A 13,943-nucleotide genomic window follows, 5' to 3' on the forward strand; every position below is an offset into this window, starting at 1 on the left:
GTACGTGGCACGGTCCTTCTTGGTCCGTCAACACGAGGGGGGTTCGTGGCCAGTACACCGCGACGCAACTACAGCAACGCGACGCTTGCCGGACTTATGACGCTCGCCCGAGGTGCGTGCTACTGGCCACGGTGTGGCGTACCTACCGTCCGGATGGTCAACGGCGAGCCTCGCCTGAACCTGGAGATCGCGCACATTCGGGCATTCGAAGAGGGCGGCAAGCGCTTCGACTCGGAGTGGTCCATCAGCGAGCGCAACGGTTTCGCCAACCTCATCTTGTTGTGCCATCCCCACCACAAGGAAATTGATGGGACGAAGAGTGACCAGTACCCCATCGATGTGTTGGAGAGCTGGAAGCGCGAGCGCGAGGCTGATGGGCTCAGCGCGTTGGCTGGCCTGGGGGACCTCACGGAGCACAGGCTCGGCGAGATGATCAGCGAGGCTCAGACCTCACTGGTTGACCGCATCGAACCTGCCTTGGAGGAGTTCGGGAAGTTCGCTCCAGAGCTCGCCGCGCTTCTCAAGGTCACCCTCAAGGAATTGGCGGATCCTCGCGTGCATGGGTTTGGTCTGTCTGAGGACGAGGTCAATGCGCTGAGTCGATCCTCCGACGGCCTTTCCCACCTTCAGGACACAGCTTTCCTGCTGTCTGAAGCGGCCCAGAAGCTAACGCATCTCCAGGACACGGCTTCCCTGCTGTCTGACGCGGCCCAGAAGGTAACGCACCTCCCGGACAGTGCAAACACGCTCGCTGACGCAGCTGATGGTCTCGTGGGACTCTCTGACGACGCTTCCACTCTGGCGCGGGCGGCTGCCAGGGCCGACCGCGCAGCAGGGAAACTTATGGACAGCCTGGAGGGGCTTCCCGACAATGCCCGGATCCTTGAAGCGGCAGCGGATAAGGCCGCACGAGCCGCCGATGAAATGGGTGGCCGCTACTACCGGTAGTTGTCCTCGGGTTATAGGGGGAGCCTGGGCACGCTGGACCAGGAGAGGCTCTCTCCAAGCTCGGCTGCGACGAGGTCGGCTAGATGGCGAGCGGCCTCGTTGTAAATGCTCGCGCACGACAGAGCCCCGTGAAGCGCCAGGGAGTGCTTGCCGTCCCTTGTCGCTCGGAGAACGTCCGACGCATGTGCTGGTTCCCTACTGGGCGAATCCTTGTTCTTGATAGGGGGAGCCCATATTTCGCTTCGCCAACCGCTATTCAGACCGTGAGCTAGGCAGTGCCGAACTTCCATCCAGCCGGCAGCGTGGCGCTTGGTGTTGTCCCAGTCGAGCTCCGCGTCCCACCAGCCCTTCCAGCCTGGCCAACGCGTCTCGTCTTCTGGTCGATCCGGGCTGAAGATGGGTGCGCTGAAGCTCTGGCCGAACTGCCCGCTTAGTGAAGGGAACCAGTCCTCAACGAGCTTCTCGAATGCCTTGACGTCGGGGTTCGACCTGAACCCGATGACGCTGGCGACCTGACGAGGGTGGTGCCCCCTCTGCTGCAGGGCGGTGGCCATGAAGTTCCTAGCGAAGTCCTCAAACGGCGCAATGACCCCGAGGACGATCGCCGGAGCGAGGGCGGCGGCTGGACCTGGGTTGCCCTGCTTTCTGGGGTGCAACTCAAGCAGTTTCGATGGAACGCTCAGCGCGCGGCCATAGCGGTCTACGCAGGTTTGCAGGTCAGGTCCTGCCAATGGCGTGCTCACGAGCCCCCGCAGTGTTGTCGCCCTTCAAGATGACGGGATCCTATGTGGTCCGATTGGTCAACGACCAGGCTGCTGCAGCTGTGTGGACGTCACATGCTGGGCGCCGTCCGATGAAGGAATGGGAGCGATGAACAAGTTTGGTGCCTTAGTCGGGCTGTCTGTTGCTGTGCTGACGCTGACGGCTTGCGGAGGGCCCGAGAGTGCCCAGAGCGACTCGAAGGTCGAGGCGAGCGCTCCGGCTGCCGACGGGGACGTGCGGGACCCTCTTGAGGCGGAGTGGGAGGCCCTGACTTCGCGGAACCGCGAGACGATGTGCAAGCTCTCGGACGGAGTGAGTGCTGAGAGTGCGGCGGAATCCATGGAGTTTTACGGGAAGCAAGCTCGACCGAGCTCCTTCGATGTGAGTGCGAAGGCGCATGCCCGCCGCGTGGCGCTCATGGAGTACGCGCAAAAGCACTGCAACTGATCAGCACGCGGTGTGGCAGGGCGCCAGGTACTCCTCCGGACCCGCCTATATCGGCCCCTTGTTTTTGAGGGAAGCGACGCGGCCGGTGGACGACACATGGACGGCAAGGGTCACGAATGGCACCCCAGCGGTCGTCTATGCAGGTCGGGAGGGGTGATTGTGGACGATTGGCGGGTGACTGTAAATCTGCCGGCTCAGCCTTCCCAGGTTCGAATCCTGGCGCCGCCACACTTGGGGGAAGCCCCCTCTGAACTGCGTAAATGCAGTTCAGAGGGGGCTTCGTCGTGTTTGGGGGTGATCTTGCGGGTGGAATCGAAATGCGGTGATCTGCGTCACATTGCCCAGATCTGTGGGGATCTACGCAGCCCGCCCGAACGCCCTTGTGTGACGGATGGGACGCCCATAGGGTGAGCCGGCTTGTGGCGGCAAGAAGAGGCGGGGCGGTATGCGCGTTGGGCTGGTGACCATGCCCTGGCACGCGATCGACCTGCCCTCCCTCCAGGTGGGCCTGCTGCACCAGCTGCTGCGCGAGGTTCGCCCGGACGACGAGGTGCGCGAGTTCCACGGCTCGCTGCGCTGGGCGGAGCTGCTTCTCGAGTGTTCGGGTGGCCGTCTGGGCCCCAGCGACTACGAGGCGATCGGCAGCGACTCGATCTTCCACGGGATCGGCGACTGGGTGTTCTCCGGAGTCCTCTACGACGACGAGGACTGGGGCGCCGCACAGCTGCGGTCGTACGCGCGTGAGCGCGGTGTGCCCGCCGACATCCTGGACACGGCCTTCGAGATGCGCCGCCATGCCGCCGCGTACATCGAGCGCTGCGCGACCGAGGTGCTGGCGCACGAGCCCGATGTCGTCGGTTTCACGAGCACGTTCATGCAGAACGTGGCGTCCCTCGCCCTCGCCAAGGAGCTCAAGCGCCGTCACCCGAAGCTGACCGTCGTCTTCGGAGGCAGTAACTGCGAAGGCCCCATGGGCCACGCCCTGCACCGCAACCACCCCTACGTGGACCATGTCGTGCGCGGCGAAGGGGAGTACGCCTTCCCGGCCCTCCTCGCCCACCTGGACGCGGGCACGCCCCCCGACGACGTTTCGGGCCTCTGCTGGTGGGACGGCGGCGTCTCACGGACCAACACGGAACCCCAACGCACCGTGGTTCCGGCCCACATACCGTCGCCCGATTACGACCAGTGGCAGGCGGAGATCGAGGCATCGCCGGTCCTCGAACACGTGTATCCCAAGCTGGTCGTCGAGGGCGCCCGCGGCTGCTGGTGGGGCGAGAAGCATCACTGCACCTTCTGCGGCCTCAACGGCAGCACCATGGCGTTTCGCGCCAAGCCCGGCGAGCGGCTGTGGAGCGAGATCGAACGCCTCGTGCGCCGCCACCGCATCCTCGACATCGTCACCGTCGACAACATCATCGACATGGCGTACTTCAAGGACTTCCTGCCGCTCGCCGCCGACAGCGGCTGGGACCTGCGGATCCACTACGAAGTGAAGTCCAACCTCAACCGGGAGCAGATCGCCCAACTCGGCGCCGCCGGCGTGGTGTTGATCCAGCCCGGCATCGAAAGCCTCAGCAACCGCGTCCTCGACCTGATGGACAAGGGCGTCACCGGCGCCCGCAACATCCGCACGCTGCGCGAGTTCGACAACCACGAGATCACCTGCACCTGGAACTACCTCTACGGGTTCCCCGGCGAGACCGTGCGGGACTACGCGCGCGTGCTCGACCAGATGCCCGCCCTCGTGCACCTCCAGCCGCCGAGCGGCGCCTTCCGGATCCAACTGGAACGCTTCAGCCCGCACTTCACCGACCCCACCCTGGGCTTCGGCAAGCGGCGCCCCGCCGACATGTACCAGCACGTGTACGAGCTCCCGGAGTCCGAACTCGCCGACCTGGTCTACCTGTTCGACACCGAGGACGCCGGCATCGGTGGCGACACGGAGGACCGGCTGCTGCGGGCCGTGGCGCAATGGCGCGCGCAGCACGCCACGTCGACCCTCGTCATGGAGCAGGCGGGCGAGGACGAGAACACGCTCCTCGTACGGGACCGCCGCGAGGGCTGGCCGCGCCGCACCTACTGGTTCAACGGCTGGGAGGCGGCCGCTCTGCGCATCCTGGAGGAGGGCGCCGGCGAACCCGCCCTGCAGCGCAGACTCGCCGCCGCAGGCCACGACGTACCGGCCGAAGAGCTGGGGGAGTGGGTCGCACAGGCCGTTACGTTCGGCCTCCTCTTCCGCGACACCGGAACCTACGTCTCCCTGCCCACCCGCGCCGCGCCGATCCGCATCGGGAACGAACCCTCCGGCCCCACCGTCCGGGCGGCCTCCGGATGACCGTGCTCCCCGCCCTCGCCCCGCACCGCGTCATCGGCAACCGCGTCCGCGTGACCGAGCCGCTGCTCCTGCACGGCGACGGCCGCGCCACCACACGAGCGGTCCAGTTCCTGCGCGAGTGCCAGGCCGCGGGACTGAGTACCCACTGGGAGACGGCCGCCGCCCCGCGTCATACGTATGACGGAACCGAGGCTCCTGAGGGCGCGGCAGGTGTTACGTATGACGGAACCGCCGCCGCAAACCGTGTTACGTACAACCTCCGCACCCTGCACCACCTCCCACCCCCGGCCCAACAGCCCGACTCACCAAGCGAGTTGACGGCTTGGCGCGCCGAGCACACCTACGGGATGCTCTACCACCGTCGCGGCCCGGGATTCGTCACGGTCATGGACCGCCGGGAGCGCCCCGCCCCGGCGCGGTTCACGCTCGACCACCCCGACCTGCTCGCCGCCTTCGACGCGCTGAGCGACGCCACACGGCTCGACACGCTCGCCCCCGCACACCATGAGGCGGCCCTCCACCTGGCGGAGGAGGAGCTGGCGCTGATCGTGGACGGGTGGGCGGTGGCGCTGCCGCCCCGCATGCGCCGCTGGCCCGTGCCGTGCATGGGGATCTGACGCCGCGTCGCCGTACAAGAAACCCCCTCAGGACCCTTCCTGAGGGGGTTTCAGCGTGTGCCCGCGACGATCACAAAGCAGACTGAACCCATGCCGACCACATCCCGCCGCCGACACTGCCCCGAATGCCGCCGCGAGATCGCGGTCGTGGCAGGCCGCTTCGCCCGCCACGACCCTCCCGGCACCCGCGCCGCGGGAGAGCTGGTCTCCTGCCCCGGTTCACGCCGCCCCGCCCAGCTCGGCGCCGTCCAGGACGCGCTCGACGGGTACGTGGTCCCGCACGTGCCGGGCCAGATGCCGCTGTTCTGAAGTCCGTTGCTCTGAGGCATACGACACCGCTGCTCTGAGGCATACGGCGCCGCCGTTCGAGGCATACGGTGCCGCTGTCCCGAGACGTACGGCGCCGCTTCCCTGAGGCGCACACGCACACGCCACGCACCCAGGCCGCCCGCCCGCGTACGCCACGGCTCAGACGACTCAGTTGCCCGCGACCGACTTCACCGCCACCGTGACCGGCGTGGAACCGGAGATCAGCTCCAGCGTGAGCCCCGCCGTGGCGGGCGTGTCCACAAGATCCGCGAGGACGGCGGCCACGTCGTCGCGCGGCACCGGTCCGCGCCCGGTCGAGGCCTCCAGACGGACGAGCCCCGTGCCCGCGTCGTTCGTCAGCTGCCCCGGCCGCAGGATCGTCCAGTCGAGCCCGGTACGGCGCCGTACGTCGTCGTCGGCCGCGCCCTTGGCCCGCAGGTAGACGTCGAAGACGTCGTCGCCCTGGTGCGCGGCGTCCGCCGCCATCGCCGACACCACGATGTAGCGGCGCACCTTGGCCCGCTGCGCGGCATCCGCGAACAGCACGGCGGCGTCCCGGTCCACGGTGTCCTTCCGGCCGGCGTCGCTGCCCGGACCCGCGCCCGCCGCGAAGACGGCCGCGTCGGCACCCTGCAGATGCGCCGCGACCTCCTCCACGGACGCCGACTCCAGGTCGCACAGAACGGGTTCCGCACCGGCGGACCGCAGGGCGTCACCCTGCTCCGACCTGCGGATGATTCCGGCTACTTCGTCTCCGCGCGCGGAGAGCAGCCGCTCGAGCCGCAGTGCGATCTGACCATGACCCCCAGCGATGACAATGCGCATGTCTCCGACGGTACGCCCGAGGCGGAAGGTTCACCGTGCAACCATGCGCGCCCCGGCCACGTACGGGTGTTCAAGCGGGGCCCCCGCCGCCGTACTTGGCCGCCCGGCCCTGCCGCGGCAGATCGAGGGCGACCGCGGCGGCCGAGTCGCAGTACTCCCGCACCGCGCTGGTCCGCGCCACGACGCGTCCCCGGTGCACGACGATCCGGCTGTACGCGAGGGAGAGCACGCCCGCGAGCCGGTCGCCCCGCACCGCGAGCAGCTCCGCGGGAAACCCCGCCTCCACGCGCACTTCCGGCAGGCCGAGCGCCGCCCTGGCCGTCGAACTCACCGCTTCGTAGGCGTCCTCCGGGCGCATCCCGTAGCGCGATGCCAACAAGTAGGCGGCCTCCAGAGGGTCGCCGCGACCTACAGGGTTCGACACGTCGCGCAGCGCCCCGCTGCCCGCCGCGATCGGCACCCCGGCCGCCCGCAGCAGCCGCACCGGCGCGACGGCCCGCTCGTCCACCCCCGCGCACCCTCCCTGCGGCAGGCACGTCACCGTCACCCCGGCCGCCGCGAGCCGGTCCACGGCGGGCCGTGCCGCTTCCTCCGGCAGCCGGGAGAGCCCGCCCAGCGGTCCGACGGTGACGCCCGCACGAAGCCCGCCGACCGCCGCCGCGAGCCGCCCGAGCCGCGCCGGATCGGCCCCGTCCGTGTGCAGGTCGACCGGGCACCCGTGTTCGGCGGCGACTTCAAGAACCGCCTCTACGTAGCCCGTTGGATCGGGGTCCAGGTCGGGGCAACCGCCTACTACGGAGGCGCCCATTTTGACGGCGTCCCGCAACATGGCGAGCCCGTCGGCCCCGGCGAGCCCGGTCAGCAGCCGGGGCATCGCCACCGTTCGCAGATCCGCGAGCCCCACCAGCGAACGCCGCGCCTGGAGCACCGCCTCCATCGAACCGAGCCCCTCCATGTCGCCGATCCGCACATGGGAGCGCAGGGCGGTGGCCCCGTGGCCGAGCTGCAGCAGGGCGCTCTCGGTGGCCCGGCGCTGGACGTCCACGGGGTCGTACGGGACGGGGCCCTCACAGTCGGCCGAGAGGGCCGTGTCCGCGTGCGCGTGCGGCTCGACGGGGGCAGGGAGCAGCAGGCAGCCGGTGAGGTCCAGGCGCGAGCCGTGCGCGGTGAGGCTGCCGGCCGTGCCGACCGCCTCGATGCGCCCGCCGCCGAGCCGCACGTCCACGGTCCTGCCGTCGGGGAGCCGGGCGCCGCTCAGGAGCAGTCCGGAGCCCTCGGGCACGTCGGGTGACGGTGGCTGCTGTGAGGAACTGTGGGGCATCGCGCTCCCGAGGGCTCGGCGAGGACGCGTATCGCGCCTCACAAGATCACGAAGGGTGGGTCGACCCTAGGACCGTGACAGGGGCGTTTCGAGGACCGCCGAAATAGTCGTACTGGTGGGGTCCGAGGGGCTCATGTGCCCCTCGTGAGAAGGCGGCATCGTTCCCGGCGGGCGGGGGCGTGAAACGGATTTGGGCGATCGGCGCGCAACCGTGTAATGTCTTCATCGCTCGCCCCAATAGCTCAGTCGGTAGAGCGTCTCCATGGTAAGGAGAAGGTCTGCGGTTCGATTCCGCATTGGGGCTCTGGTGCAGACGTCGTTCGCGTCGCTTGCATCACAGCGGTGTAGCTCAGTCGGTAGAGCAAGCGGCTCATAATCGCTGTGTCACCGGTTCAAGTCCGGTCACCGCTACTGACAGTAGCCGATTCTGGGGTCGGTCCTTCGATCGGCTACTCTTTTATGCGTTAAACCTTTGTCCCATCCGTTCGTCAAGGAGTGCACTCACGTGGCTGCCACCGACGTCCGCCCGAAGATCACGCTGGCCTGCGTGGAGTGCAAGGAGCGGAACTACATCACCAAGAAGAACCGGCGTAACAACCCGGACCGTCTTGAGATGAAGAAGCACTGCCCGCGTTGCAACGCGCACACCGCGCACCGCGAAACGCGATAAATCAGGCTCGTACACGAGGCCGTCCCCACTTCGGGGGCGGCCTCGTGTCGTTTCGTAGATCAGGCAGATCAAGAACACATCCAGGAGGTACCGAGCCCATGGCGCTCGACCAGTCCTTCGTGGGGCGGACCTATCCGCCCACCACCTCGTACGAGGTCGGCCGGGAGAAGATCCGTGAGTTCGCGGAGGCGGTGGGGGACACGAACCCCGCGTACGTCGACCGTGCCGCCGCCGAGGAGCTCGGTCACCCCGATGTGATCGCGCCGCCGACCTTTGTGTTCGCGATCACTTTCAAGGCCGCGGGCGAGGTCATCCACGACCCGGAGCTGGGGCTCGACTACAGCCGCGTCGTGCACGGTGACCAGAAGTTCGCCTACACGCGCCCGGTGCGGGCCGGCGACACGCTGACCGTGACCTCCACCATCGAGGGCATCAAGTCCCTTGCGGGCAACGACATCATCGACGTCCGCGGTGAGGTGCACGACGAGGCCGGTGAGCACGTCGTGACCGCCTGGACCAAGCTCGTCTCGCGCGCCGCTGAGGAGGCCTGATCGCCATGGCGACGAACATCAAGTACGCCGATGTCGAGGTCGGCACCGAGCTGCCCGCGCAGTCCTTCCCCGTGACGCGCGCCACGCTCGTGCAGTACGCGGGCGCCTCCGGTGACTTCAACCCGATCCACTGGAACGAGAAGTTCGCGGTCGAGGTCGGCCTGCCGGACGTGATCGCGCACGGCATGTTCACCATGGCCGCGGCGGTCCGTGTCGTCACCGACTGGACCGGCGACCCGGCCGCCGTCGTCGAGTACGGCGTCCGCTTCACCAAGCCGGTCGTCGTGCCGAACGACGACAAGGGCGCCGAGATAGAGGTCAGCGCCAAGGTCGCGGCCAAGCTCGACGACAACCGCGTACGGGTCGACCTGACCGCCATGAGCGCGGGGCAGAAGGTGCTCGGGATGTCGCGGGCGGTCGTTCAGCTGGTCTGACCGCTCGGTCTGATCGCCATCTACGTAGCTGTGCGTAAGGGGCACCCTCTTTGAGGGTGCCCCTTACGTGTGTCCCTGCTCACATGTGGGGGTTGACTTAGATAGTGATTGGCCACTAACTTTCTCGCATGGTCAGGATGAGCGCGGAGGAGCGGCGCGAGAGCGTCACCCGTGCGGCGATGGTCGAATTCGCCCGCGGCGGCTACAAGGGCACGTCCACCGAGGCGATCGCCAAGCGTGTGGGTGTCTCGCAGCCGTATCTCTTCCGGCTCTTTCCGGGCAAGGAAGCCATCTTCCTTGCCGCGTCCCGGCGTTGCTGCGAAGGCGTCACCGGGGTGTTCCGGAGGGCGGTCGAGGGGGTGGAGGCGGCCGAGGTCGAGGAGGCCTTGGGTGCGGCCTATCTGTCGCTCATCGCGGACGACCCGGACATGCTGCTCATGCAGATGCAGATGTACGTCGCCGTGGCCGCGGCGGAAGCGTCCGGCGACCCGGAGTTCGGCGAAGAACTGCGCGGCCTGTGGATGGAGATGTACGACACCGTCCTGCTGGCGATGGGGGCGGACGTCGAAGAGGCGAGCCAGTTCCTCGCGGTGGGGATGCTGATCAACGTCCTGGTGTCGATGGGGTTCCCGCCCGAGCACCGGGTCTGGACCGGCTGTTTCGCGTCACCGAAGTCCAAGTAGCACGGCGTGTGTCACAGGGGTGCGCACTTTTGTACCCACGAAAGTTAGTCATCAATAACTAACCAAAGGTCACTGGGGGAAGCAATGTCAGGCACCACAGCACCAGCGCAGCGCGGGGGAGCCGTCTGGGCCCTCGTCATCACCAGCATCGCCGGATTCATGGCGGCCCTCGACAACCTCGTCGTCACCACGGCCCTGCCGTCCATCCGGCAGGATCTCGGCGGCGCGCTCGACGACCTGGAGTGGACGGTCAGCGCGTACACGCTCACCTTCGCCGTCCTGCTGATGTTCGGCGCGGCGCTCGGCGACCGGTTCGGGCGCAGGCGGCTCTTCCTGGTCGGGATCACGATCTTCACCGGCGCTTCCGCGGCCGCGGCCATGTCCACCGGCATCGACGCGCTGATCGTCGCCCGCGCCGTGCAGGGCGTCGGTGCCGCGATCATGATGCCGCTCACCCTGACGCTGCTCACCGCGGCCGTCCCGGCGGCCAAGCGCGGCCTCGCATACGGGATTTGGGGCGCGGTCAACGGGCTCGCGGTCGCCTCGGGGCCGCTCATCGGCGGCAGCCTCACCGAGCACATCTCCTGGCACTGGATCTTCTGGCTGAACGTTCCGCTGGGCCTCGCCCTGCTGCCGCTCGCCCGGCTGCGCCTGAAGGAGTCGTACGGCCCCGGCGCACGGCTCGACATCGTGGGCACCCTGCTCGCCAGCGGCGGTCTGTTCGGCATCGTGTACGGCCTGGTGCGCTCGCCCGTCGTCGGGTGGACCGATCCCCTCGTGCTGACCGGCCTGTTCGCGGGGACGGCGCTGCTCGCCGGGTTTGTGCACCACGGAATCCGCAACGAGAACTCCATGCTGCCCATGCGGCTCTTCCGCTCCCGGGCCTTCTCCGGGATAAACGCCGCGAGCCTGCTGATGTTCCTCGGGATGTTCGGCTCGATCTTCCTGCTCAGCCAGTTCCTCCAGGGTGTGCTCGGCTACTCGCCGACCGAGGCGGGCCTCAGGATGCTGCCCTGGACCGGCATGCCGATGCTCGTCGCACCGATCGCCGGCATCCTCTCGGACCGCATCGGCGGCCGGCCCGTCGTCGCGGCGGGGCTGTTCCTCCAGGCCGTCGGACTCGGCTGGTTCGCCGCCGTGGTCGCCGCCGACGTCTCGTACGCCGCCCAGCTGCCGGCCCTGATCGTCAGCGGCGTCGGCATGGCCCTCTACTTCGCTCCGGCCGCCAACCTGGTCATGTCCAGCGTCCTTCCGCAGGAGCAGGGCATCGCATCCGGCGCCAACAACGCGCTGCGCGAGGTCGGCGGTGCGCTCGGCATCGCGGTCATGGCGTCGGTCTTCTCGGCTCAGGGCGGCTACGACTCCGCACAGCACTTCGTGAACGGGATCGAGCCCGCGCTGTGGGTGGGCGCAGCGCTCGTGGCCCTGGCCGGTGTCGCCGCCCTGTTCATCCCGCGTGAGGGGCGCGCCAAGCCCGGCGCACCGGATTCCGAGCCTGCTCCGGCCCTGGAGAACGCCTGATCGTTCCGGGCTTCCAGTGAGCCCGGCCACGGCAATGGCGGCCCCGTCCGAGCGGCGGGGCCGTTCTCGTACCCTTGAGCGCGTGCAGGAACTCCAGGACGCCCCTCTCGCCCCCCTGACCACCTTCCGGCTCGGCGGGCCCGCCACCCGGCTGCTCACCGCGACCACCGACACCGAGGTGGTCGACGCGGTGCGCGAGGCCGACGCCGCCGGTACGCCGCTGCTGATCATCGGCGGCGGCAGCAACCTCGTCATCGGCGACAAGGGCTTCGCGGGCACGGCCCTGCGCATCGCCACCAAGGGCTTCGAACTCGACGGTACGAAGCTGGAACTGGCGGCCGGTGAGACCTGGACCGACGCCGTCGAGCGCACCGTCGAGGCCGGGCTCGCGGGCGTCGAGTGCCTCGCAGGGATCCCCGGCTCCGCGGGCGCGACGCCGATCCAGAACGTGGGTGCGTACGGCCAGGAGGTCTCCTCCACGATCACCGAGGTGATCGCCTACGACCGCACGACCGGCGAGACCGTCACGATCCCGAACGCCGAGTGCGCCTTCTCGTACCGGCACAGCCGCTTCAAGGCCGAACCCGACCGCTACGTAGTGCTGCGTGTGCGGTTCGAGCTGGAGGACGCGGGCGGCCTCAGCGCGCCCCTCAAGTACCCGGAGACCGCGCGCTCCCTCGGCGTCGAGGCGGGCGAGCGCGTGTCCGCCGCCCTCGCGCGCGAGACGGTCCTGAAGCTGCGCGGCGGCAAGGGCATGGTGCTCGCCCCGGAGGACCACGACACATGGTCGGCGGGCTCGTTCTTCACCAACCCGATCCTTACGGATGCGGAGTTCGCGGCCTTCCACGCGCGCGTGGTCGAGCGTCTGGGGACGGACGCGAAGGCCCCCGCGTTCCCCGCGGGGGAGGGCCTCACCAAGACCTCCGCGGCCTGGCTCATCGACAAGGCGGGCTTCACCAAGGGCTACGGGACCGGCCCCGCCCGCATCTCCACCAAGCACACGCTCGCCCTGACGAACCGCGGCGAGGCCACCACGGAGGACCTGCTCGCGCTCGCCCGTGAGGTCGTCGCCGGGGTCAGGGACGTCTTCGGCGTGACGCTGGTCAACGAGCCGGTGACGGTCGGCGTCAGCCTCTGAGCCGCCCCCGGCCCCGGGCCGCCTAGTAGGCGACCCCGACGCCCTGCTTCACCGTCGCCGGGTCGTCCACCATCGCCAGCATCGCGTGCGCCACGTCCGCGCGGCCGGCGAAGCGACCCGCGCGCGGGAAGCCGCCGACGACCGTGCGGTACGAACCGGTGAGCGGCTTGTCCTGGAGGCGGGGCGGCCGCACCGAGGTCCAGTCCGTGGCGCTGCGCGCCAACTCGGCCTCCATGGCGGTCAGATCGACGTAGACGCCCTTGAGGATCGCGCCGACCATTTTCAGCATCACGCGGTCGATCAGCGGCGAGCCCGCCGGCTCGGGACCCACCGGACCCGCGCTGACCACCAGCAGCCTGCGCACGCCCTCCGCCTCCATCGCCTTCAGGACCGACCGCGTGAGCTCGGTGGCGATGCCCGCGTCCGCGCGCCTGCGGGCGCCCAGGCCGGACAGCACGGCGTCCCGGCCCGCGACCGCCGGGCGCAGCGACTCGGGGTCCTTCAGGTCGCCGCGGACCACCTCCAGGCGCTCGCCGGTCACGATGAGCCTCGCGGGGTCGCGGACCACCGCCGTGACCTCGTGCCCGGCCTCCAGGGCCTGCCTGACGATCTCCTGTCCGATCCCGCCCGTCGCACCGAAAACCGTGAGCTTCATGGCGTACCTCCAGGTGTGCATCGCTTGGTGGGTGAGTATTCACTCACCTCGATTCACCTTTAGAGTGAGTGAGTACTCACCCCCGCGTCAAGGTTGGTTGGAGCCCACATGGACCAGAAGCCGGCCCGTGTCCGCATCGTCGAGGCGGCCCACGAGCTCATGCTGAGCATCGGGCTCGCCCGCACGACCACCAAGGAGATCGCCAAGGCGGCGGGCTGCTCCGAAGCGGCGCTCTACAAGTACTTCGCCAACAAGGAGGAGCTCTTCGTGACGGTGCTCAACGAGCGCCTCCCGAAGCTGGGTTCTCTTCTCGGCCGACTCCTTACGGAAGGCACGGAAGGCGCGGGAGGCCCCGGCCGTACGGTCGAGCAGAACCTCACCGAGATCGCCCGTGAAGCGGCGCTCTTCTACGAGCAGACGTTCCCGATGGCCGCGTCCCTGTATGCGGAGCCCAAGCTCAAGCGCCGCCACGAAGAGGTGATGCGGGAACTGGGCACTGGCCCGCACAAGCCGATCCAGGGCCTTGACGCCTACTTGCGGGCCGAACAGAAGTCCGGACGCATCAGCGCCGAAGCCGACACGTATGCGGCCGCCTCGCTCCTCCTGGGTGCGTGCTCCCAGCGCGCCTTCGCCTACGAGATGTCCCCGGACGGCAGACCGCCCCAGCCGGTGGACGAGTTCGCGGCCCACATCGCGCGCACCCTACTGAGCGGGATCGCCTGAG

General features: G+C 68.8%; 15 protein-coding genes and 2 tRNA genes. 14 read left to right on the forward strand and 3 right to left on the reverse strand.

What is annotated here, in order from left to right; all coding sequences use genetic code 11:
- The first annotated feature begins 153 nt into the window (after positions 1-153).
- The 5 genes from OG746_RS08390 (at position 154) to OG746_RS08410 (ending at position 5,421) form a co-directional block, all read left to right on the forward strand.
- Positions 154-948 carry a hypothetical protein gene (locus OG746_RS08390; protein WP_266713006.1) on the forward strand — a complete coding sequence of 265 codons (795 nt, stop codon included), beginning with the start codon at positions 154-156 and terminating at the stop codon, positions 946-948.
- Positions 949-1,818: 870 nt separating this feature from the next.
- The gene (locus OG746_RS08395; RefSeq protein WP_266713008.1) at positions 1,819-2,157 is read left to right on the forward strand and encodes a hypothetical protein; all 339 of its coding nucleotides are present in this window, start codon (positions 1,819-1,821) and stop codon (positions 2,155-2,157) included.
- A 466-nt stretch (positions 2,158-2,623) separates the two neighbouring features.
- Positions 2,624-4,495 carry a RiPP maturation radical SAM C-methyltransferase gene (locus tag OG746_RS08400; protein WP_266713010.1) on the forward strand — a complete coding sequence of 624 codons (1,872 nt, stop codon included), beginning with the start codon at positions 2,624-2,626 and terminating at the stop codon, positions 4,493-4,495.
- Positions 4,492-5,112 carry a DUF5825 family protein gene (locus OG746_RS08405; protein ID WP_266713012.1) on the forward strand — a complete coding sequence of 207 codons (621 nt, stop codon included), beginning with the start codon at positions 4,492-4,494 and terminating at the stop codon, positions 5,110-5,112. Before OG746_RS08400 ends, OG746_RS08405 begins: the two co-directional genes overlap by 4 nt.
- 90 nt (positions 5,113-5,202) lie before the next feature.
- Positions 5,203-5,421 (forward strand): hypothetical protein, encoded by a 219-nt coding sequence (locus OG746_RS08410; protein WP_266713014.1) that lies wholly within the window; start codon positions 5,203-5,205, stop codon positions 5,419-5,421.
- 168 nt (positions 5,422-5,589) lie between these two features.
- On the opposite strand, the gene OG746_RS08415 is transcribed toward OG746_RS08410, so the two are convergent.
- Positions 5,590-6,246, reverse strand: a complete 657-nt coding sequence (locus tag OG746_RS08415; RefSeq protein WP_266713016.1) for an SDR family oxidoreductase — start codon at positions 6,244-6,246, stop codon at positions 5,590-5,592.
- A 70-nt stretch (positions 6,247-6,316) separates the two neighbouring features.
- The gene (locus OG746_RS08420; RefSeq protein ID WP_266713018.1) at positions 6,317-7,567 is read right to left on the reverse strand and encodes an amidohydrolase family protein; all 1,251 of its coding nucleotides are present in this window, start codon (positions 7,565-7,567) and stop codon (positions 6,317-6,319) included.
- Between the two features lie 231 nt (positions 7,568-7,798).
- Here OG746_RS08420 and OG746_RS08425 point away from each other — a divergent pair.
- From OG746_RS08425 to OG746_RS08460, 8 genes are all read left to right on the forward strand, one after another.
- Positions 7,799-7,871 (forward strand) — tRNA-Thr (locus tag OG746_RS08425).
- A gap of 34 nt (positions 7,872-7,905) precedes the next feature.
- A tRNA-Met gene (locus tag OG746_RS08430) sits at positions 7,906-7,978 on the forward strand.
- Between the two features lie 94 nt (positions 7,979-8,072).
- Positions 8,073-8,237 carry a 50S ribosomal protein L33 gene (gene rpmG, locus OG746_RS08435; protein ID WP_003948671.1) on the forward strand — a complete coding sequence of 55 codons (165 nt, stop codon included), beginning with the start codon at positions 8,073-8,075 and terminating at the stop codon, positions 8,235-8,237.
- 98 nt (positions 8,238-8,335) lie between these two features.
- On the forward strand, positions 8,336-8,788 hold the full coding sequence (locus OG746_RS08440) for a MaoC family dehydratase N-terminal domain-containing protein (RefSeq protein ID WP_266713020.1): 453 nt from the start codon (positions 8,336-8,338) through the stop codon (positions 8,786-8,788).
- Between the two features lie 5 nt (positions 8,789-8,793).
- On the forward strand, positions 8,794-9,222 hold the full coding sequence (locus OG746_RS08445) for a MaoC family dehydratase (RefSeq protein ID WP_266713022.1): 429 nt from the start codon (positions 8,794-8,796) through the stop codon (positions 9,220-9,222).
- Between the two features lie 128 nt (positions 9,223-9,350).
- On the forward strand, positions 9,351-9,905 hold the full coding sequence (locus tag OG746_RS08450; protein ID WP_266713024.1) for a TetR/AcrR family transcriptional regulator: 555 nt from the start codon (positions 9,351-9,353) through the stop codon (positions 9,903-9,905).
- Between the two features lie 84 nt (positions 9,906-9,989).
- Positions 9,990-11,426, forward strand: a complete 1,437-nt coding sequence (locus tag OG746_RS08455) for a DHA2 family efflux MFS transporter permease subunit (RefSeq protein ID WP_266713026.1) — start codon at positions 9,990-9,992, stop codon at positions 11,424-11,426.
- 82 nt (positions 11,427-11,508) lie between these two features.
- On the forward strand, positions 11,509-12,564 hold the full coding sequence (locus tag OG746_RS08460) for a UDP-N-acetylmuramate dehydrogenase (RefSeq protein WP_524540386.1): 1,056 nt from the start codon (positions 11,509-11,511) through the stop codon (positions 12,562-12,564).
- A gap of 22 nt (positions 12,565-12,586) precedes the next feature.
- Here OG746_RS08460 and OG746_RS08465 read toward each other — a convergent pair whose 3' ends face one another.
- Positions 12,587-13,219 carry an NAD(P)-dependent oxidoreductase gene (locus OG746_RS08465; protein WP_266713030.1) on the reverse strand — a complete coding sequence of 211 codons (633 nt, stop codon included), beginning with the start codon at positions 13,217-13,219 and terminating at the stop codon, positions 12,587-12,589.
- Between the two features lie 108 nt (positions 13,220-13,327).
- On the opposite strand from OG746_RS08465, the gene OG746_RS08470 reads away from it, so the two are divergent.
- On the forward strand, positions 13,328-13,942 hold the full coding sequence (locus OG746_RS08470; protein ID WP_266713032.1) for a TetR/AcrR family transcriptional regulator: 615 nt from the start codon (positions 13,328-13,330) through the stop codon (positions 13,940-13,942).
- Position 13,943: the final 1 nt, after the last annotated feature.

It is taken from the genome of Streptomyces sp. NBC_01016, from assembly GCF_026341035.1.
In the GTDB taxonomy this organism is placed as follows: Bacteria; Actinomycetota; Actinomycetes; order Streptomycetales; family Streptomycetaceae; genus Streptomyces.